The sequence below is a fragment of the Aeromonas sp. R5-3 genome (assembly GCF_040908225.1).
Classification (GTDB): domain Bacteria; phylum Pseudomonadota; class Gammaproteobacteria; order Enterobacterales; family Aeromonadaceae; genus Aeromonas; species Aeromonas dhakensis.
The window spans coordinates 249,951-268,809 of sequence record NZ_JBFODH010000023.1; the positions used below are offsets into that span (position 1 = coordinate 249,951).

An 18,859-nucleotide genomic window follows, 5' to 3' on the forward strand; every position below is an offset into this window, starting at 1 on the left:
AGCCGGCATCAGCCGATGAACATTCACCAACGTCTCTCCATTAGCCAGCGTCAGGCGGGGTTTACCCTGCTGGAGATGCTGGTGGCCATCGCCATCTTCGCCGGCCTGAGCCTGGGCGCCTATCAGGTGCTGCAAGGGGTGCTCACCAGCGACGAGGTGGCCAAGCGCAAGGAGGCGCGTCTCTCCGAGCTGCAGCTGGCCTTCTCCGTGCTGGAGCGGGACGTCACCCAGATGGTGCCGCGTAGCGGCCGCATCGACGGCGAGAGCAACAAGGTGCTGCTGGCGGCCTCCCGCTTCGGCCAGCAGAGCGACGACTGGGGCATGGCCTTCATGCGCGGCGGCTGGCTCAACCCCGATGGCATGCTGCCGCGCTCCGGCCTGCAGCGGGTCGGTTGGCGGCTCAAGGATCACAAGCTGGAGCGGCTGAGCTACCTCTACCCGGATCCGGTGATCGGCACCGAGCCGCGCATTCAGCCGATGCTGGATCGGGTAACGGCGATGCGACTCTACTTCTACGACAAGGGCCGCTGGAAAGAGGAGTGGACCCAGCGCAACGTGCTGCCCTACGGGTTGGCGGTAGAGCTGGATCTTGAAGACTATGGCACCATTCGCCGCCAGTTCCTGATCGGTGCCGGTGGTCAGAGGGCAGATAATGGTAACTGATCGTCAGTTTCCCCTGTCCGTCATGGAAGATGACGGCACTATTCGACGCCGCCAGTTCCTGATCGGTGCCGGCGGCCAGCGAGCGGACAATGGCAATTAAGCGCGGCCGGGGCCGATCCCGCACCACTCCGGGCCGCCAGGGGGGCATGGCCCTGCTGGTGGTGTTGCTCATCCTGTCGGTGATGGTGATCATCGCCAGCAACATGAGCGGCCGGTTGCAGCTGGAGCTGCGCCGCACCGCCAACCTCACCGCCGGCAAGCAGGCCTGGTGGTATGCCATGTCGGCGGAGGCGCTGGTGAGCAAGGTGCTGGCCCAGGATTTCAAGGATGACCCCAACGTGGTCAGCCTGGGGCAGAACTGGGCGCGCCAGGATGCGGTCTTCCCGGTGGATGACGGCAAGCTCACCGGCCGGGTGCGGGATCTGCAATCCTGTTTCAACCTCAACAGCCTGAGCGTGCCGTTGAAGGACGGGATCAGCGGCGACGACCTGGAGAAGCAGCCCTATCCGGTCAAGGTGTTCAAGGCGCTGCTCAAGCAGCTCGAGGTGGAAGATTACGAGGCGGTGCAGCTGACCGATGCCATCCGCGACTGGACCGACAAGGATACCGTGCTGGTGTCGAGCTACGGCGCCGAGGATGCCTATTACGAAGGGCTCACCCCCCCTTATCTGACCGCCAACCAGTGGATGCTCGGCACCGACGAGCTGCGGGCGGTGCGCGGGGTGAGCGCCAAACTGTACGCCCGGCTGGCGCCCTATGTGTGCACCCTGCCCAACGACAAGCTGGTGGTGAACGTCAACACCATCCGGCCGGAGCAGTCGGCCCTGCTGGTGGCGCTCTATCTGGACAAGGTGGGGCTGGACGATGCCAAGCGGGTGCTGACCAGCCGCCCCCAGAAGGGGTGGAAGAACAAGAAGGAGATGACGGACCAGATGCCGGTGCAGGTGGGCAACATCCAGGGTCTGGATGCGGCGCTGGACGTCAAGAGCAGCTATTTCGAGGCCAGGCTGCTTGCCGAGGTGGGTGACACCCGGGCCAGGCTGGAGAGCGTCTTCGTGCGCGGCAAGGACAACAAGCTGGTGATGCTGCGCCGTCTGAACGGCGGCGCCGAATAACAAGGGAGGCGGGTGACGGTCGTTGGCCGGCCCGCGCCATCCCCCGATTGGACTGCAGCCCATGGCTGCGCGCCCGCCCATCCCGAGGGATGCGAGCGAGCATGGCAGGAGAGACATTAGTGAGCGAGAGTCTGGTCATCCGTCTGGGGACCAATGCGCAGCAGCCGGTCGAGTGGCTGGTGTGGTCGGGCGGGGAGGAGGAGGTGATCGCCTCCGGTACCCTGGCCTCGGCCCATGCCCTTGGCGAGCTGCAGGAGCGGGCCGGTGGCCGCCCGGCGGTGGTGCTGGTGCCCGGCAGCGATCTTATCTTCCGGCGGGTGAGCCTGCCGGGCAAATACAGCCGCCAGAGTGCGGCCGCGCTTCCCTATCTGCTGGAGGAGCAAATCGCCTCCGACGTGGATGAGCTGCACCTGGTGGTGCTGGGTCATCAGGGTCACGAAGTGGACCTGATGGCGGTCGACAAGGAGAAGATGCAGACCTGGCTTGGCTGGCTGGAGCAGGCCGGTCTCAAGAGCCGGCAGCTGCTGCCGGACGTGCTGGCGCTGCCGCAGGCGAGCGAGGGCTGGTCGGCGCTGCAGCTGGGCAAGGAGTGGCTGCTGCGCCAGGGGCCCTGTCAGGGCATCGTCGCCGACGAGCCGCTGCTGGCCATGCTGCTGGCGGCGGAGCCGGCGCCGGTGACCATTCACTGCCATACCCCGCCGCCGGCCATTGCGGCGGCCAGCTGGCAGGCGGCCGATCCCGAACTGCCCATGCTGCTGCTGGCCCGGGGCGCGCTCGCCAGTCAGGCCAACCTGTTGCAGGGCCCCTACCGGCCGCAGACCGAATACTCCCGCTACTGGCAGCAGTGGCGCAAGGTGGCGGTGGTGGCCGGGGCGCTGCTGGTGGTGGCGTTTGCCCAGCGCGGCGTGCAGCTCTACCAGCTGGCGGAGCAGGACAAGGCGCTCAAGGCGGAGATCCGGCAGGTCTACACCCGGATCTTCCCGGGGGAGAGCCGCATCGTCAACGTGCGCAGCCAGATGACCCAGCACCTCCAGCAGCTGGGGCAGACGCCCCAGGACGGGGTGTTGATGGTGCTGACCGAGCTGGCGCCCACCTTCGCCGAAGTACCCGGCCTCAAGCCCGAGGTGCTGCGTTTCGACGCGGCACGCGGCGAGCTCAGGCTGCAGGTGACGGCCCCCGGTTTTGCCGAGATCGAGCGTTTTCGCGAGCTGGCCGGCAAGCGCTTCGAGGTGCAGCAGGGGGAGGTGCGTAGCACCGAAGGCAAGGTCGAAGGGGCACTGGTGCTGAAGGGTAAATCATCATGATGGACAAACTACAAAGCTGGTGGCGGAGCATCAGCGCCCGCGAGCAGCGGCTGGTGGCGGTGGGCGGCAGCGTACTGTTGATCGGCTTCTGCTACTGGGTCATCTGGCAACCGATCGGCAACCGCATCGACGAGCGCGAGCGGCAGGTATTGAGCCAGCAGCAGACTCTCGCCTGGCTGAAAGAGAAGGGTGAAGAGGTGCTGGCGCTGCAGGGTGGCCAGGGCCGCCAGCTCGATACCAGTGGCACCCTGGAAGGGGTGGTCAACCGCACCGCCTTCAACCAGAAGATCAAGATTGCCCGGCTGCAGCCCCAGGGCCAGGAGCTGCAGGTATGGATCGACACGGTGGCGTTCGATGATCTGCTGATCTGGCTGGCGACCCTGGCGGATCGCCATGGCGTGCAGGTACAGGTGATCGAGCTGGCCAGCGAGAATCTGGCGCCCGGTCTGGTCAAGGTACGCCGCTTGCAACTGAGCCGTCCCCAATGAAACCACGCGTCCCGAGCAGGGCCTCGCGCCTGATCGGGCGTTTGCAGTCGAGTCGTTTTCTATGAAGCAAAGAGTGCTGATTGCCGTGCTGTTTCTGGCGGCCTATCTGGTTTTCCTGCTGGCCAAGCTGCCGGCGTCTCTGGTGGTGCGCCATCTGCCGCTGCCGCCCCTGGTGCAGCTGGAAGGGGTGAGCGGCACCCTCTGGAGCGGCCAGGTTGCCCGCCTGCAATACGCCAGCGAGTCGCTGACCCAGCTGCGCTGGGAGCTCAACGGCTGGTCGCTGCTGCGTTTTGCCCCTGAGGTCTCCCTGCGCTTTGGCGAGCGCAGCGGCCTCAATGGGCAGGGGGTGGTCGGCTGGAGCGGCGCCGCCTTCGGCCGCGACATCACCCTCAACGTGCCGGCCCCCTGGCTGCTGGCGCGGGTGCCGATGCAGCTGCCCGTGCCGGTGACGGTGGCCGGCCAGCTGCAGCTCAAGCTGGATCAGTTTGCCCAGGGCAATCCCTGGTGCGACAACCTCTATGGCAACCTCTACTGGTACGGGGCCGATGCCGATACCCCGGCCGGCAAGCTGGTGCTGGGGGATCCCGAGATCAAGCTGACCTGCATCGACTCCCGGCTGGTGGCCGAGCTCAAGCAGGGCTCGGAGGCGGTGCAGGTGCAGGGCAAGCTGGAGCTGCAGGCCAATCGCCAGTACCTGTTTCAGGGCACGTTGAAACCCGGGCCCGAACTGCCGGAGCAGATGAAGCAGGGGCTGCCCTTCCTCGGCCAGCCCGATGGTCAGGGGCGCTTCCCGCTGCGCTACCAGGGCCGCATCTGACGGCGTTGCCGTCTGTGCTGGCAAGCATCGACACCACCCCGCCCCGGCGGGGTGGTGTCGTTATGGGGCCGCGGCGGCCGGCGCCGTGATGAGGTGATTGAGAAAGAAGCGGAACAGCTCGGCCCGCGAGCGCAGGTGCAGCTTGGCGTAGAGGTGCTTGCGATGATTTTTTACCGTGCCTCTGCCGATGCCAAGCGCTCCGGCAATGGCCTCGGTGTCGAGCCCCTGCAACAGCAATCCCGCCACCTGACGCTCGCGGCGGGTGAGGCTTGCGCCCCCCACGCTGGCGATGGCCTGCTCCACCGTCGCCTTGAGATCGGCGCCACCCGGTAGCATCGGGCTCTGGGCCAGCAACGCGGCTCCCTCCCGCCAGTGCTGGCGGCACAGCGAATGCACCAGCGGGAACAGCGCTTCCAGCCTCGCCAGCTCGTCACGACTGAGGGAGCTGCGCTTGTCGAGGCGCCCGAGAAACAACATCAGGGTGAGGCCGTCGCGTACCGGCAGGATCAGCCCCACCTCCTCCTGCCAGCCGGTGGCCTGATAGAAGTGGTGGCGATACTCGGGGTCGAGCCGTCCGTGCGACACCTGCGCCAGGGTCCAGACCCCGGCAGGCAAGCCCTGCTCCAGCGCCTGCATAAAGGGATCCTGACTGAAGTGGCGGGTGAGGTAGCGATCGAACAGCAGCGCACGCTGGTGGTGCAGGTTGTCATAGAGGTAGACGGGACGCTGCCCCACCCCGAGCAGCAGGGCACAGTCGAACGCCACCTGCTGCTGGATCAGGCGCACCAGGGCTGCCGGGAAGCCGCTGCCATGCAGGGCATCGACGACTTCGGTCATGCTGCGGGTCAGAGCTTCTGTGGTGAGGGACTGGATCATGGGTGCTGGTTCATGGCGGTGGCTTCCGGGTGGCTGGGCTGGCTACCCACTATGACAGGATGCTAGCACGAGAGTGGCAAAACTGTCCCCTGGGGGACATATTCGGCGCGGGCCGGAGCGGCGAGGATGTGGGCTTTCCCCTGCTGTTGGAGAACCCATGATCAACCCCCACCTGCTCGATGAGCTGACCCGACGTGGCCTGGTGGCCCAGAATTCCGACCCGGTGGCGCTCGCCTCTCACCTTGCCAGCCCGCGCATCGTCTACTGCGGGTTCGATCCCACCGCCGGCAGCCTGCACATCGGCCATCTGGTGCCGCTCTTGATGCTGCGCCGCTTCCAGCTGGCGGGCCACACCCCGGTGGCGCTGGTGGGCGGTGCCACTGGCCTTATCGGCGATCCCAGCTTCAAGGCAAGCGAGCGCAGCCTCAACAGCGCCAAGACGGTGCAGGGCTGGGTAGCCAGCCTGTCGGCCCAGATAAGCGCCCTGCTGCCGGCCAGCGACGGGCTGGCGGCGCCGCTGCTGGTCAACAACGCCGACTGGATGGGGCAGATGTCCGCCCTCGATTTTCTGCGGGACATCGGCAAGCACTTCTCGGTCAACGCCATGCTGGCCCGCGAATCGGTGCGCCAGCGCCTCGCCCGCCCGGATCAGGGCATCTCGTTCACCGAGTTCTCCTACACCCTGCTGCAATCCCAGGACTTCGCCGTGCTCAACCAGCGTCTCGGCTGCACCCTGCAGATAGGTGGCAACGACCAGTGGGGCAACATCACCAGCGGCATGGATCTCACCCGTCGGCTCAATCAGGCCCAGGTCTATGGCATGACCCTGCCCCTCATCACCAAGGCGGACGGCACCAAGTTCGGCAAGACCGAGGGGGGCGCAATCTGGCTCGATCCGGCGCTCACCTCGCCCTACGCCTTCTACCAGTTCTGGCTCGGCACCGCGGACGAGGATGTCTACCGCTTCCTGCGCTACTACAGCTTTATGGCGCTGGCCGAGATTGAGGCGCTGGAGGCAGAGGATGCCAAGCGGCAAGGGCGCAAGCTGGCCCAGCAGGTGCTGGCGGACGAGCTGACCGAGCTGGTGCACGGCAAGGGGGCACTGGCGGCGGCGCGGCGCATCAGCGAGCTGCTGTTCAGCGGTGACGTGGCCCACCTTGGCGAGAGCGATTTGGCTCAGCTGGCCCAGGATGGCCTGCCGAGCAGCCCCATCGAGGGGGAAACGGATCTGGTGACCCTGCTGGTGGCGTGTGGCCTGGCGAACTCCAGGCGCATCGCCCGCGAGCTGCTGGCGGCGGGGGCGGTCAGCCTCAACGGCGCTATCCGCCAGGATGGGCCAGTGACCGATGGCGACTGGCTGTTTGGCCGCTACCTGCTGCTGCGCCGGGGCAAGAAGCAGTACCACCTGGTGATCCGCTCATGAGGGGGTGAGCGCCTCGATGACGTAGTCGAGGAAGTGGCCGACCAGGGCCGACTCGGCCCGGCGCTGGGTGTAGAGGGCATAGAAGCCGGTCCCCTTGGGACGGTAGTCGGGCAGCACCTCGCGCACCACTCCCTCGGCCAGCTCGGCCGCCACCAGGTAGCGCGGCAAGCGGGCGATCCCCAGCCCCTGGCGCATCGCCTGGTGAATCGCCTTCTTGCTGCTGAAGGCCAGCTCGCCCGCCACTTCCAGCGGGATCTCGCGCCCCTGGGCAAGCAGGGTCCAGCGCTCGTGGCGGCTGTACTCCTGGCAGCGGGTGATGAGGGGGTGCTGCTGCAGATCCTGCGGCTCGCGCAAGGGCGGGTGGTGGTCCAGGTAGTCGGCGCTGGCGCAGAGCACCAGATCGTCAACCGCGATGGGGCGCGCCAGATAGGGCTGAGTGCCAAGCTCGGTGCTGCGAAACGCCACGTGCAGGTTGTCGCGCAGGAGGTCGGCCGGGGTATTGCTGAAGTCGGCGATGATCCGCACCTCGGGGTGGTCGGCGCGAAAGCGCAGCAGCACCGGGGTCAGCACCACCTCGCCCCACAGATCCGGCGCCGTGATGCGCAGCTCCCCGCACAGGGCCGAGCGGCGGCGCTGCAGGCCGTCCAGCAACTGCTCGTGCAGGGCGATCATCTGGTCGGCCTGGCGGTAGGCGAGCTCCCCAGCGTCGGTCAGCTGCACCCGGCGGGTGGTGCGGCTCAGGAGCGTGTTGCCGAGGCTCTGCTCCAGGTGGCGCAGATCCTTGGAGGCCTTGCTCGGGGTGATGCCGAGCTGGGCCGCCGCCGCGGCGAAGGATCCGCAGCGGACGATGGCGACCAGCAGGCGCATCAGGTAGAGGGTGTCGAGCTTGTGGTGACGCATGAGGGGTGATCTATTGTGTCTTGCTGGGAATGAATGCCTTGCTTGTGTGCCTGATTATATCCTGATTGTCCCGGTTTATAGTGGCGGCCATTCCATTGCGATCCCGGGAGAGGGCGATGAACAAGGCACTTGGCGACAGCTTCCACTTCGAACGGGCCGGATTGCGGCTCAAGAACCGGGCCGTGCTGGCCCCTTTGACCCACAACATGAGCGGTGCAGGCGGCGATCCCGCGCAGGCCGAGCTCGACTGGCTGGCGCGCTGCGCCCGGGGCGGCTTCGGTCTGCTCATCGCCGCCGCCACCCAGGTGCAGCCTGGCGGACGCTGCTGGGCGGGACAGCCGGCCCTGATGACCGACACCCAGCAGCAAGCCTTCACGGCCCTGGCCGACAGTACGCGGCAGGCCGGGGCACTGGCGGTGGTGCAGCTGCATCACGGCGGGATGCGGGCCTTGCCCGAACTGAACGATGGGGCGCCGGTCGGTCCGTGCGCGCTGGCGCCGGGCGGGCGCTACCCGCTCGGGGTCAAGGGGCTGAGCGAGGAGGGGATTCTTACGCTGATCGAGGCCTTCGTGGGCGCCGCCGAGCGGGCCCATGGTGCCGGCCTGCACGGGGTCGAGCTGCACGGGGCCCACAACTTCCTGCTCTGCAACTTCCTCAACCCCCTGCACAACCGGCGCACCGACCGCTGGGGTGGCAGCATCGCCAACCGGGCGCGGATCCTGGTGGAGATAGTGCGCGGCATCCGCGCCCGCCTGCCCCGGGACTTTCTGGTCGGGGTGCGCCTCTCCCCCGAAAACTATGCCCATATCCAGGGCATAGAGCTGCCCCATCAGCTGGCGGTGGCGCACCTGCTGGCGGACGAGGGGATCGACTACCTGCACTTCTCCATGGGGGACAGCTTCAAGGCGGTGGCGGGGGACCCCGACGGCGGCGCCCTGCTGGAGGCGGTGCGGGTCGGGTTGGCCGGGCGGGTGCCGCTCATGGTGGCGGGCAAGATCCACGATGCAGCCTCGGCCGAGCTGGCCCTGGCCGGCGGCGCCGACCTGGTAGCGGTGGGCACGGCGGCGATCGGAAATCCGGACTGGATGGAACGGGTGAGCCGCGGCCTGCCGCTGCAGCGCGCCCCCTTCACGGCGGCGCACCTCGCAGAGATCGGCTTCACCCCGAGCGCCCTCGACTACCTGGCCGGCATGGGGGTGCTGGTCCCGCGCGATGCGGCCTGAGGGCTTTAATCAGCGGACTGGCTGCTGAGCCGATATGACAAGGCCCTCGCGATGAGGGCCTTGAGCGTATCAGGTGCCGAGGGGCAACAGCTCGGCGTAGTCGCGGATCGCCGGAAAGGCGGTGATGCGCTGCTCGGGCTGCCGGCTGTCCGGGTTCTGGATGGCGAGCTGGTAGCCGATCCCGTAATCGGCGGCGGCGCGCAGGATCCGCTCGCTGTCATCCACGAACAGGGTGCGAGCCGGGTCGAACGCCAGCCGCTCGGCCAGTGCCTGCCAGCAGTGCTGGCTCTCCTTCGACCAGCCCAGCTCGTGGGTGCTCACCATCAGCTCGAGGTGCTCGGCGAGGCCGAGGTGCGCATCCTTGACCGACAGGCTGGCGGGGTGGGCATTGGTGAAGAGCACCAGCTGCTTGCCGGCGGCCTTGAGCGCGGCCAGGAAGGGGATGACGTTGGGGCGCCACTGGATCTTCTCCAGGATCTCCTGCTTGAAGGCGCGGATGTCGAGCCCGAGCGTCTCGCTCCAGTAATCTACGCAGTACCAGTCGAGGGTGCCGCTGACGGCCTGGTAGTGCGCCTCGATCTGCACTCTGGCCTCGGCCAGCGGCAGGCCGAGTCGCTCGGCATAGCGCTCGGGGACCAGCTGCTGCCAGAGGTGGTTGTCAAAATGGAGATCGATCAGGGTGCCATCCATATCGAGCAGGACAGTGTCTATCTGGTGCCAGGGCAGTGGGGTCGGCATGGGGCCTCGGTGGTCGGGTCGAAACGGGCGGGTATTATAACGGATTTTTCCCGCCGCTTTCCCACCCTTGCCCCGTGGTGTTCGAGAGGGGAGTCGTTTACTCTTGAAACACGATTTTTTAACGAGCAGCCAGCCCCGATGAGTGATCACCACCAACGCAAACCCGTCCACCTCAGCGTCGACACCATGGCGCACGACAAGAGCAAGCCGGAGATCCTCAATGCCGAGATAGTGGCCGAGAGCCGGCTGTTCAAGGTGGAGTCGCTTCACCTCAAGTTTTCCAACGGCGAGGAGCGGGTCTACGAGCGGATGCGTGGCGGCAACCGGGGCGCCGTCATGGTGGTGCCGCTGTTTGATGCCCACACCCTGCTGCTGGTGCGCGAGTACGCGGCGGGCACCCACTCCTACGAGCTGGGCTTTCCCAAGGGACTGATCGACCCGGGCGAAGATGCCTTCGAGGCGGGCAACCGGGAGCTGATGGAGGAGGCGGGCTTCGGGGCCAACAGCCTGACCCTGCTCAAGCAGGTGTCGCTGGCGCCGGGCTACTTCTCCAGCCGGATGGACATCTTGCTGGCGCGGGATCTCTTCCCCGAGCAGCGGGTGGGGGACGAGCCCGAGCCCCTCGAGGTGATCCCCTGGCCGCTGAACCGGATCGACGAATTGCTGGCGCGACCCGACTTCACGGAGTCGCGCAGCATCAGTGCGCTGCTGCTGGCCCAACGCTGGCTGGCGGAGCAGGCAGAGTAGCCCGCAGGGGCAGTTTGAATACAGAGGATAACAAGATGCAGGAGTTGTTGGCCTGGGTGCCGGGGGTCAAGGAGATCGCGCGCGAAGCGGGCAGGATCCTTCACGAAATCTATCACGGCGGTCAGTTCGAGCGTCAGCTGAAGGAGGATGCGACCCCGGTCACCAGTGCCGATCTTGCTGCCGATGCCTACCTCAAACAGGCGCTGTCGGCGCTCACTCCCCATGTTCCCGTGCTGACCGAAGAGGCGGCCGACATCCCCTTCAGTCAGCGCGCCAACTGGCGTCAGTACTGGCTGGTGGATCCCCTCGACGGCACCGGCGAGTTCATCGCCGGCAGCGGTGACTTCGCCACCCTGATCGCCCTGGTACAGGACAATGTGCCGGTACTCGGTGTCATCTATGCCCCCGAGTCGGACGTGCTCTACTGGGCGGTGCGCGGCCATGGCGCCTTCAAGGAGGCGAACGGCGAGGTGCACCCCATCAGCGCCATGCACCACGAACACGATCAGCCCGATTCGCTGGTGGTGGCCATCAGTCGCCGCCAGAAGCTGGAGAATCTGACCCGCCGCCTCAACCCGGCCATCAACTACGAGCTGATCCCGCTCGGCTCCAGCTCCCTCAAGTCCTGTCTGGTGGCGGAAGGGGCGGCCGACTGCTACGTGCGGCTCGGCCCCACCGGCGAGTGGGACACCGCCGCCGCCCAGTGCATCGTCGAGGCGGCCGGTGGCCGCATCCTCAGCCTGGCGCTGCAGCCGCTGCGTTACAACGAGACGGAGTCGCTGGAGAACCCGGACTTCATCGTGATGGGGGATCCGGATCTCGCCTGGGGCAGCATTCTGGCTCACTGAGTGGGTGAATATCTTATCGTTGACGGCAATCAGGCGGCCCCATGGCCGCCTGATTGCATGGTGTGATCCGCTGGTTTTATCGGGGATGAACAGGAATATCCGCTGGCAAAGCGCGGGAATGACAGTGAATCATCACAAGAGAGGGCGGCGGAATGGCACGATTTTTCAGGTAATTCTGTAAACGATCATTTGGTCAAAATAAAAAATTGACCATGAATGAAAATTTGGTTTTAAATTTCGTTAATTTGACTGAATTTAGTTTTACTCATTTATGTGATCCCGATTCCATTCCCAATCTCACTGGCTGAAGCCCGTAATGGTAGTGATATGTTTCAGGGGGGATTTTTGAGAATTAAATCCCGATAAACCACAATGAACTCAGATTAAAACACTGACAAAAAGTGAATTAGTAATGAGTTTATCTGTAGACGTCACAGGGGAGCTGTCCGGTTCCCGCTCCACCACCGTCAGCGCCACCCCCTGGCGCCGCCACGACACCCACTGGGTCATCAGCCTGTTTGGTACCGCCGTCGGTGCCGGCATCCTGTTCCTGCCCATCAACCTGGGTCTGGGCGGGATCTGGCCCCTCATCATAGTCGCCGTGCTGGCCGGCCCCATGACCTTCCTGGCCCACCGCGGGCTGGCGCGCTTCGTGCTTTCCTCGTCGCGCCCCCACGCCGACTTCACCGAGGTGGCCCAGGAGCACTTCGGCAAGATGGCCGGCCGCCTCATCTCGGCGCTCTACTTCCTCTCCATCTTCCCGATCCTGCTCATCTACGGGGTCGGGCTGACCAACACGGTGGAGAGCTTCATGATCAATCAGCTCGGCATGGCGACCCCGAACCGGGTGATGCTCTCCGGCATGCTGGTGTTCGCCATGATCGCCGTGATGCTGGCCGGTGAGAAGGCGATGCTGCGCGCCTTTGCCGTCATGGTCTATCCACTGGCGGCCATCCTGGCGGCGCTCTCCTGCTACCTGATCCCCCAGTGGCAGTGGCCGCAGCTGGGCAGCCTGGAGGGTGGCAGCTTCCTCAACACCGTCTGGCTGGCGCTGCCGGTCACCGTGTTCGCCTTCAGCCACGCCGCCGCCATCTCCGGCTTTGCCAACGTGCAGCGCCGGGAGTACGGCGAGCAGGCGGAAGCCAAGAGCAGCCTGATCCTGCGCAACACCACCGTCATGCTGGTGGGCTTCGTGCTGTTCTTCGTCTTCTCCTGCGTGCTGAGCCTCTCGCCGGCCCAGCTGGCCGAGGCCAAGGCCCAGAACGTCTCGGTACTCTCCTATCTTGCCAACATCACCGACAACCCGGTGATCGTGACCCTGGGGCCGCTCATCGCCTTCATCGCCATCAGCTCCTCCTTCCTCGGTCACTTCCTCGGTGCCCGCGAGAGCCTGAAAAGCCTGATCGCCAAGCCCACCGGCCTGTCGCTGGCGAAGGCGGACAAGCTCGGCATCGCCCTGATGTTCTTCTCCATCTGGGGCGCCGCCATCATCAACCCGGGGATCCTGGGGCTGATGGAGACCCTCTCCGGTCCGGTGATCGCCATGATCCTGTTCATCATGCCGGTGGTGGCCATCTACAAGGTGGAGGCGCTGGCTCGCTTCCGCCAGCGCTGGGCCAACGGCTTCATCCTGCTGACCGGCTCGCTGGCGGTGTCGGCGCTGATCTTCAGCCTGCTGAAGTAACGGCGGGCAACCAGCCGCAAAAGAGAGAGGCGACCCTTGGGTCGCCTCTCTTGTATCCGTCCGGTGGTGGCCTCAGCCTAGCTTGGCGCCGTTTTGCACCGCCTGCTCGGGGATGGCGATCACCACGGCGCCATCCGGCCGGTAGAAGCCGGTCAGCAGAAACTCCGACTGGATCGGGCCTATCTGCTTGGGGGGGAAGTTCACCACGGCGACAATCTGGCGACCTACCAGCGCCTCCGGTCGATAGAGGTCGGTGATCTGGGCGCTGCTCTTGCGCACCCCGAGCTCGGGGCCGAAATCCGCCCACACCTTGTAGGCCGGGCGGCGCGCCTCGGGGAAGGGCTCGACCCGCACCAGGGTGCCCACCCTGAGCTCCACCATCTCGAAATCCTGCCAGCTTATGGTCTGCATCTTGGCTCCTCGTTACCCATACCTTGCATGAGCCTCAGCATGCCTCGAAACCACCTGCGCCGTCTTCGGCAAACGGCCGCCCGGTTACGGCAAGCGGCCGTTTTGTTGGCGCCAGAGGGAAGGGGTTACTCCGGTTTCGGCCAGGAAGCGCTCGCCGAAGGCCCCCTGATTCTGGTAACCGCAGCGGCTGGCCACGTCGCCGACGGGCAGGGCGGTGTGGGCGAGCAGGGTACGTGCCAGCGCCATGCGCCGCGCCCGGATGTAGTGGGAGACGCTCATCCCCACCTGCTGCTGGAAGGCGTGCTTGAACTGGCTCTGGCCGAGGCAGGCGATGGCGGCCAGCCGCTCGTTGCTGAGGGGCTCGGCGAGATGCGCCTCGATATGGCGCTGCACCTTGCCGATGCGCGGGGCGAGGCGGGCACGGCCGCGCGAGCCTGCCTGCTGCGCCTCTGCCAGCAGACCCAGCCACACCTGCTCCATGCCGGCCACGTGGCGCCCCTCGGCCACCATGCGGTGCAGGAAGGCGAGGTAGTGGCGCTGGGCCTCGTCCAGCTCGATGAAGGGGCGCTCGCCCAGCTCGCCGGGCAGCCAGTGACTCTCCTGCACCAGAAACGAGAGCGCCGGATCGGCGGCGTAGTCGTGCCGCTCACCGGGGGCGATGATGCAGGCAAAACCGGGTGCGAGCCGCCGCCCCTGGCCCTGCACCTCGATCTCGATGGGACCGTCGAGGGGGATCACCAGCTGGGCATGGTCGTGGCTGTGGCTGCAGACGTCGCTCTGGTAGCGACGCAGGCTGAAAGGGGCGGATAGCGATGACGCGGCCAGGGGCCGCGTCATCGAAGGGGGTTTGCTGTCTGGCATCTGCTGCTGGATTACTCGGCGTCGAAATCTTCGATCTCTTTGCCCAGCGCTTCCATGATGGCACGCGCCTCGGCAGGGACGCTGTCCGGATGATCCTTGCGCAGATCTTCGTCGCAGGGCAGCGGCTGACCAGTGAAGGCGTGCAGGAAGGCTTCGCAGAGCAGCTCGCTGTTGGTCGCATGACGCAGGTTGTTCACCTGACGGCGGGTGCGCTCATCGGTCAACACCTTCAGCACCTTGAGCGGGATCGAGACGGTAATCTTCTTGACCTGTTCGCTCTTCTTGCCGTGCTCCGCGTAGGGGCTGACGTAGTCGCCGTTCCACTCTGTACCCATGATCCACCTGTTCTCGTTTAGCCGTGAGCGCGGATTTTAACCCTTAAGGAAATCAATGGCAATCCAACAGCAAAGCCATTTAGACGTCTAGAAGTGTTGACGGCCTTTTTAAGCTGGCGTAGTGTGGTTCACCATGAGCCTGCAATGGCGGGATGACGCGTGGCAGCAAGATGCCAGCGTGTGAAGAGACATCAAGGAGAGTGACATGACCCACAAGGCCACCCAGGCAGTGCGCACCGGGATTGAGACTGACCAGCAACACGGTGCCGTGGTGCCGCCCATCTACCTCTCCAGCAACTACACCTTTGCCGACTTTGGCGAGCCTCGTCAATACGATTATGCCCGCTCCGGCAACCCGACCCGCACCAATCTGGCGGACGCGCTGGCGGCGCTGGAAGGGGGCGCCGGCGCCGTGGTGACCGGCACCGGCATGGGGGCCGTCCATCTGGTCACCACCGCTCTGCTCAAGGCGGGGGATCTGCTGATCGCCCCCCATGACTGCTACGGCGGCACCTGGCGTCTGTTCGAGTACCTGGCGGCCAAGGGCCACTACCGGGTGCAGTTCGTCGATCAGGGGGATGCGGCGGCACTGGCTGAGGCGCTCTCGCAAAAACCGGCGCTGGTCTGGGTGGAGACCCCCTCCAACCCGCTGCTGCGGGTGGTGGACATCGCCGCCATCGCCGAGGCGTCCCACGCGGCGGGGGCCAATGTGGCGGTGGACAACACCTTCCTCTCGCCGCTGCTGCAACAGCCGCTGGCGCTGGGGGCCGACCTGGTGGTGCACTCCACCACCAAGTACATCAACGGCCACTCGGACGTGGTGGGCGGGGTCGCGATCGCGAAGGAACCCGAGCTGGCCGACTCCCTGGTGTGGTGGGCCAACTGTCTGGGGCTCACCTCCGGGGCGTTCGACTCCTACCTTACCCTGCGCGGTCTGCGCACCCTGGCTCCCAGGTTGCGCGCCCATCAGGAGAACACCGACCGCATCCTCGCCTTCCTGCAGCAGCAACCGCTGGTCAAACGCATCTATCACCCCAGCCTGCCGAGCCATCCGGGCCACGATATTGCGCGCCGTCAACAGTCCGGTTTCGGCGCCATGCTAAGTTTTGAGCTCGATTGCGGCGAGGCGGGCATTCGCGCCTTCCTGGCGGCCCTCACCCTCTTCTCGGTGGCCGAATCCCTCGGCGGGGTGGAGAGTCTGGTGGCCCATCCGGCCAGCATGACCCACAGGGCCATGACCCCGGCGGCCCAGCAGGCGGCAGGCATCAGCAGCCAGCTGCTGCGCCTGTCGGTCGGTATCGAACACGGTGAGGATCTGGTGGCCGATCTGGCCCAGGCGTTTGCACAGGCACAGCAGGCACAGCAGGTGGCGAAGTAATGGAACAGCAGCAACAAGGAGAGATCGCGGTGGCAACAGAAGCAGGCTTGAAGCGACGTCACGTCCACAAATTCGGTGGCAGCAGCCTGGCGGATCCGGTCTGTTATCGCCGGGTCGCCAGCATTCTCGAACAACAAGTCGAGCAGCAGGGGGGCGGGCGAGAGCTGGTGGTGGTCTCCGCCGCCGGCAAGACCACCAACCGGCTGATCCAGCTGGTGGAGCTGGCCGAAGCCGGGGATGAAGCCGCCGGCGAGGCCATCTCGGCCCTGCAGGCCTATCAGCAGAGCCTGATCGACGGTCTGCTGGAAGGAGATCTTCACCTCGAACTGAGCCAGCAGCTGGCGGACGACATGCAGCTGATCGCCAAGACCCTGGAGGGGCAGTTTGACCGCTTCGAGCGCAACGGTCTGCTCGCCTTTGGCGAGGTGTGGTCGGCGCGCCTGCTGGCGGCCCTGCTCACCAGTCGCGGCGACAAGGCCATCTGGCTCGATGCCCGCAGTTTCCTGCGCGCCGAGGATGGCGCCCTGGTCAAGGTGGATACTGCGCTCTCCAGCGAACTGCTCAAGGCGCGACTGGCCGAGCACGCCGGCCGCATCGTGGTGACCGGCTTTATCGCCGCCGACATGGAGGGACGATCCCTGCTGCTCGGTCGCAACGGCTCCGACTACAGCGCCAGCCTGTTGGCCCTGCTGGCGGACGGCGAATCCACCACCATCTGGAGCGACGTGGCCGGGGTCTACAGCGCCGACCCGCGCCGGGTGAAGGAAGCGCGCCTGCTGGAGCGCCTGAGCCTGGCCGAAGCCAACGAGCTGGCCCGCCTCGGCTCCTCGGTGCTGCACTCGCGCACCCTGCAGCCGGTGGCCGACAGCCGCCAGCGCCTCACCCTGCGCTGCAGCTACAACCCGGACGAGGGCTGCACCCACATTCTGCGCCGTGCAGCGCGCTCCGGCGGCGCTCGCATCGTCTCCTCGGTGGATCAGATCGCCCTGATCGAGCTGAAGGTGCTGCCGCAGACTGATTTTGAGCAGACAGTGGCAACCATCGAGGCTTATCTGGCCCGCCATCGCCTCAACCCGCTCACCCTGCAGCGCCAGCCTGATCGCCGGATCCTGCGCCTCGCCTACACCCTCGAGGTGGCGCAGGGGGCGTTCGAGCTGCTGCGCGACTTCCAGCTGCAGGGCAGCTTCACCGCTCTTATCCAGCGTGAAGGCTACAGCCTGGTGGCGCTGGTGGGGGCCGGCGTCACCGACAACGCCGAACAGTGCCATCGCTTCTACCAGCTGCTGGCGGATCAGCCGCTGGAGTTCGTGCAGGTGGCCAAAGATGGCCTGAGCCTGGTGGCCGTGCTGCGCCAGGTGGTGCTGGAGCCGCTGCTGATCGCCCTGCACAGCGCCTTGTTCAGCCGCCCGAACCGGGTCGGGCTGGTGGTGTTCGGCAAGGGCAACATCGGCGGTCACTGGCTGAACCTCTATGCCCGGGAAAAGGCACGGCTCGAGCATGAACTGAACCTGGCGCTCACCCTCTACGGGGTGTTCAGCTCGGAAGTGGGCCTGCTGGATGAAGAGGGGCTGGATCCGCTCAAGGTGCAGGACAACTTCAATCCCAAGCCGCTGATCTGGCCCGAGCTGCTGGCCCAGCTGGAGCAACACGGCTTCGATACCCTGATTGCGCTGGACATGACCGCCAGCGAGACGGTGAGCCGCTACTACCCGGACTTTGCCCAGCTCGGCATTCACATCATCGCCGCCAACAAGTTTGCCGGCGCCGCCGACAGCGAGTTCTACCAGCGCATCAAGCAGACCTGCCGCGATCATCAGGTGCAGTGGCGCTACAACGCCACCGTGGGCGCCGGGCTGCCGATCCAGTCCAGCATCCAGATGCTGCGCCAGAGCGGCGACCGCATTCAGGGGGTCTCCGGTATCTTCTCCGGCACTCTCTCCTGGCTGTTCCAGCAGTATGACGGCACTCGCCCCTTCTCCGAGCTGGTGGACGAGGCGTGGCAGCACGGCCTGACCGAGCCTGATCCCCGCGAGGATCTCTCCGGCCAGGATGTGCGCCGCAAGCTGCTCATTCTGGCGCGGGAGGCGGGTTTCGAGCTCGACTCTGCCGACATAGAGCTGGAGAACCTGGTGCCGGTGGCCCTGCGCAAGGTGAGTGCGGATCAGTTCATGGACAGGCTCAAGGAGCTGGATGACCCGATCCAGACCGCCTTCGAGGGGGCGCGCCGGGTCGGCAAGGTGCTGCGCTATGTCGCCCGTTTCGAGCACGACGGCAAGGCGCGGGTTGGGCTGGAGGCGCTGGAGCCGCACCACCCGTTCGCCAACCTGCTGCCGTGCGACAACGTGTTTGCCATCGAGAGCGACAGCTATCGCACCAACCCGCTGGTCATCCAGGGGCCGGGGGCCGGCCGGGAAGTGACGGCCGCCGCCATCCAGTACGACCTCTGGCAGATCTGTGCCAGCCTGTAACAGCGGACAAGCCGTTCAGTCAAAGAGGCGCCAGTGGCGCCTCTTTTTATTGTTTAGCGGCAGGTTTTTAGGTCTACGGGCTGATTTCCCTATCCCGTAAGCGGCCCGTTTTTGAGCGTCTTCAACAGGTTGTTGGCAGGAGTCAGGTAATAACCGGACTTGCACAGGTAGCATGAACGGGCACTACTCCCGCACAGACTGGCCAAGAACGGGCACGGTATTGGTTTCCCCTCTTATTCGCTGAGGCGAGCCCGCTTGTTCAGGCTGCGAGACAGGATGTCGAGCGAGCAGCGCCGGGCCATGGACGGCCCGTCGGTGCGTGCCGTCGGACAAGCGGGTGAGACGAAGGAACCCGACGTAGTCGGGCGAAGAAGCGGGGGAGAAGACCTTTGGTGACTTTGGGTCTTTCCAAAGTCACTCGCCCCAGCCCGAAGGGCGGGCGAAACCCCTTCAAGACCGGCAGGCTTGCATCCACCATCCTCTAAAGCTGTAAAGTGGGCGATTGCCCCTGATAGCTAATCGACCCTGCGATTCCATGGCAACGCCTAACGACCAAGGATTCTCCGGCAGCATGGCTCCA

Annotated in this window: 18 protein-coding genes; 12 read left to right on the forward strand and 6 right to left on the reverse strand. The window is 65.7% G+C overall.

Features of this window, described 5'->3' with window-relative positions:
- The first annotated feature begins 15 nt into the window (after nucleotides 1-15).
- From exeJ to exeN, 5 genes are all read left to right on the forward strand, one after another.
- A complete protein-coding gene (gene exeJ, locus AB5Y95_RS15815; RefSeq protein WP_368161560.1) occupies nucleotides 16-663 on the forward strand; it encodes a GspJ family T2SS minor pseudopilin variant ExeJ in 648 nt (215 codons plus the stop codon).
- A gap of 89 nt (nucleotides 664-752) precedes the next feature.
- On the forward strand, nucleotides 753-1,778 hold the full coding sequence (gene exeK, locus AB5Y95_RS15820; protein ID WP_368161561.1) for a GspK family T2SS minor pseudopilin variant ExeK: 1,026 nt from the start codon (nucleotides 753-755) through the stop codon (nucleotides 1,776-1,778).
- Between the two features lie 119 nt (nucleotides 1,779-1,897).
- Nucleotides 1,898-3,082, forward strand: a complete 1,185-nt coding sequence (gene exeL / locus AB5Y95_RS15825) for a GspL family type II secretion system protein ExeL (protein WP_017780399.1) — start codon at nucleotides 1,898-1,900, stop codon at nucleotides 3,080-3,082.
- Nucleotides 3,079-3,570 (forward strand): GspM family type II secretion system protein ExeM, encoded by a 492-nt coding sequence (gene exeM, locus AB5Y95_RS15830; RefSeq protein ID WP_368161562.1) that lies wholly within the window; start codon nucleotides 3,079-3,081, stop codon nucleotides 3,568-3,570. The genes exeL and exeM overlap by 4 nt, the downstream gene beginning before the upstream one ends.
- Nucleotides 3,571-3,631: 61 nt before the next feature.
- On the forward strand, nucleotides 3,632-4,387 hold the full coding sequence (gene exeN / locus AB5Y95_RS15835) for a GspN family type II secretion system protein ExeN (RefSeq protein WP_017783584.1): 756 nt from the start codon (nucleotides 3,632-3,634) through the stop codon (nucleotides 4,385-4,387).
- A gap of 60 nt (nucleotides 4,388-4,447) precedes the next feature.
- On the opposite strand, the gene AB5Y95_RS15840 is transcribed toward exeN, so the two are convergent.
- On the reverse strand, nucleotides 4,448-5,263 hold the full coding sequence (locus AB5Y95_RS15840; RefSeq protein ID WP_211027965.1) for a helix-turn-helix transcriptional regulator: 816 nt from the start codon (nucleotides 5,261-5,263) through the stop codon (nucleotides 4,448-4,450).
- A gap of 157 nt (nucleotides 5,264-5,420) precedes the next feature.
- On the opposite strand from AB5Y95_RS15840, the gene tyrS reads away from it, so the two are divergent.
- Nucleotides 5,421-6,686 carry a tyrosine--tRNA ligase gene (gene tyrS, locus AB5Y95_RS15845; RefSeq protein ID WP_211027966.1) on the forward strand — a complete coding sequence of 422 codons (1,266 nt, stop codon included), beginning with the start codon at nucleotides 5,421-5,423 and terminating at the stop codon, nucleotides 6,684-6,686.
- On the opposite strand, the gene AB5Y95_RS15850 is transcribed toward tyrS, so the two are convergent.
- Nucleotides 6,681-7,586, reverse strand: coding sequence for a LysR family transcriptional regulator (locus AB5Y95_RS15850; protein ID WP_211027967.1), 906 nt, complete (start codon nucleotides 7,584-7,586; stop codon nucleotides 6,681-6,683). The genes tyrS and AB5Y95_RS15850 overlap by 6 nt on opposite strands.
- Nucleotides 7,587-7,702: 116 nt before the next feature.
- On the opposite strand from AB5Y95_RS15850, the gene AB5Y95_RS15855 reads away from it, so the two are divergent.
- Nucleotides 7,703-8,809 carry an NADH:flavin oxidoreductase gene (locus AB5Y95_RS15855; RefSeq protein ID WP_211027968.1) on the forward strand — a complete coding sequence of 369 codons (1,107 nt, stop codon included), beginning with the start codon at nucleotides 7,703-7,705 and terminating at the stop codon, nucleotides 8,807-8,809.
- A 69-nt stretch (nucleotides 8,810-8,878) separates the two neighbouring features.
- Here the strand turns inward: AB5Y95_RS15855 and yrfG are convergent, their stop codons facing one another.
- On the reverse strand, nucleotides 8,879-9,547 hold the full coding sequence (yrfG, locus tag AB5Y95_RS15860) for a GMP/IMP nucleotidase (protein WP_338713484.1): 669 nt from the start codon (nucleotides 9,545-9,547) through the stop codon (nucleotides 8,879-8,881).
- Between the two features lie 138 nt (nucleotides 9,548-9,685).
- Here yrfG and nudE point away from each other — a divergent pair, with 138 nt between their 5' ends.
- The 3 genes from nudE to AB5Y95_RS15875 all read left to right on the forward strand — a co-directional run bounded on the left by nudE (nucleotide 9,686) and on the right by AB5Y95_RS15875 (nucleotide 12,826).
- Entirely contained in the window at nucleotides 9,686-10,294 is a 609-nt protein-coding gene (gene nudE / locus AB5Y95_RS15865) for an ADP compounds hydrolase NudE (protein WP_010635219.1), read from the forward strand.
- A 35-nt stretch (nucleotides 10,295-10,329) separates the two neighbouring features.
- The gene (cysQ, locus tag AB5Y95_RS15870) at nucleotides 10,330-11,142 is read left to right on the forward strand and encodes a 3'(2'),5'-bisphosphate nucleotidase CysQ (RefSeq protein WP_005308514.1); all 813 of its coding nucleotides are present in this window, start codon (nucleotides 10,330-10,332) and stop codon (nucleotides 11,140-11,142) included.
- 412 nt (nucleotides 11,143-11,554) lie between these two features.
- Nucleotides 11,555-12,826 carry an aromatic amino acid transport family protein gene (locus AB5Y95_RS15875; RefSeq protein WP_010635218.1) on the forward strand — a complete coding sequence of 424 codons (1,272 nt, stop codon included), beginning with the start codon at nucleotides 11,555-11,557 and terminating at the stop codon, nucleotides 12,824-12,826.
- 72 nt (nucleotides 12,827-12,898) lie between these two features.
- Here the strand turns inward: AB5Y95_RS15875 and AB5Y95_RS15880 are convergent, their stop codons facing one another.
- From AB5Y95_RS15880 to metJ, 3 genes are all read right to left on the reverse strand, one after another.
- Complete coding sequence (locus tag AB5Y95_RS15880) at nucleotides 12,899-13,237, reverse strand: tRNA-binding protein (protein WP_043169363.1); 339 nt, start codon at nucleotides 13,235-13,237, stop codon at nucleotides 12,899-12,901.
- An 84-nt stretch (nucleotides 13,238-13,321) separates the two neighbouring features.
- The gene (locus tag AB5Y95_RS15885; RefSeq protein ID WP_260752591.1) at nucleotides 13,322-14,074 is read right to left on the reverse strand and encodes an AraC family transcriptional regulator; all 753 of its coding nucleotides are present in this window, start codon (nucleotides 14,072-14,074) and stop codon (nucleotides 13,322-13,324) included.
- Nucleotides 14,075-14,109: 35 nt separating this feature from the next.
- Nucleotides 14,110-14,433: a met regulon transcriptional regulator MetJ gene (gene metJ, locus AB5Y95_RS15890; protein WP_005308521.1), complete on the reverse strand. Its 324-nt coding sequence runs from the start codon at nucleotides 14,431-14,433 to the stop codon at nucleotides 14,110-14,112.
- A gap of 205 nt (nucleotides 14,434-14,638) precedes the next feature.
- On the opposite strand from metJ, the gene metB reads away from it, so the two are divergent.
- On the forward strand, nucleotides 14,639-15,811 hold the full coding sequence (gene metB / locus AB5Y95_RS15895) for a cystathionine gamma-synthase (protein WP_368161563.1): 1,173 nt from the start codon (nucleotides 14,639-14,641) through the stop codon (nucleotides 15,809-15,811).
- Nucleotides 15,811-18,279, forward strand: a complete 2,469-nt coding sequence (locus AB5Y95_RS15900) for a bifunctional aspartate kinase/homoserine dehydrogenase II (protein ID WP_368161564.1) — start codon at nucleotides 15,811-15,813, stop codon at nucleotides 18,277-18,279. Before metB ends, AB5Y95_RS15900 begins: the two co-directional genes overlap by 1 nt.
- Nucleotides 18,280-18,859 lie beyond the last annotated feature (580 nt).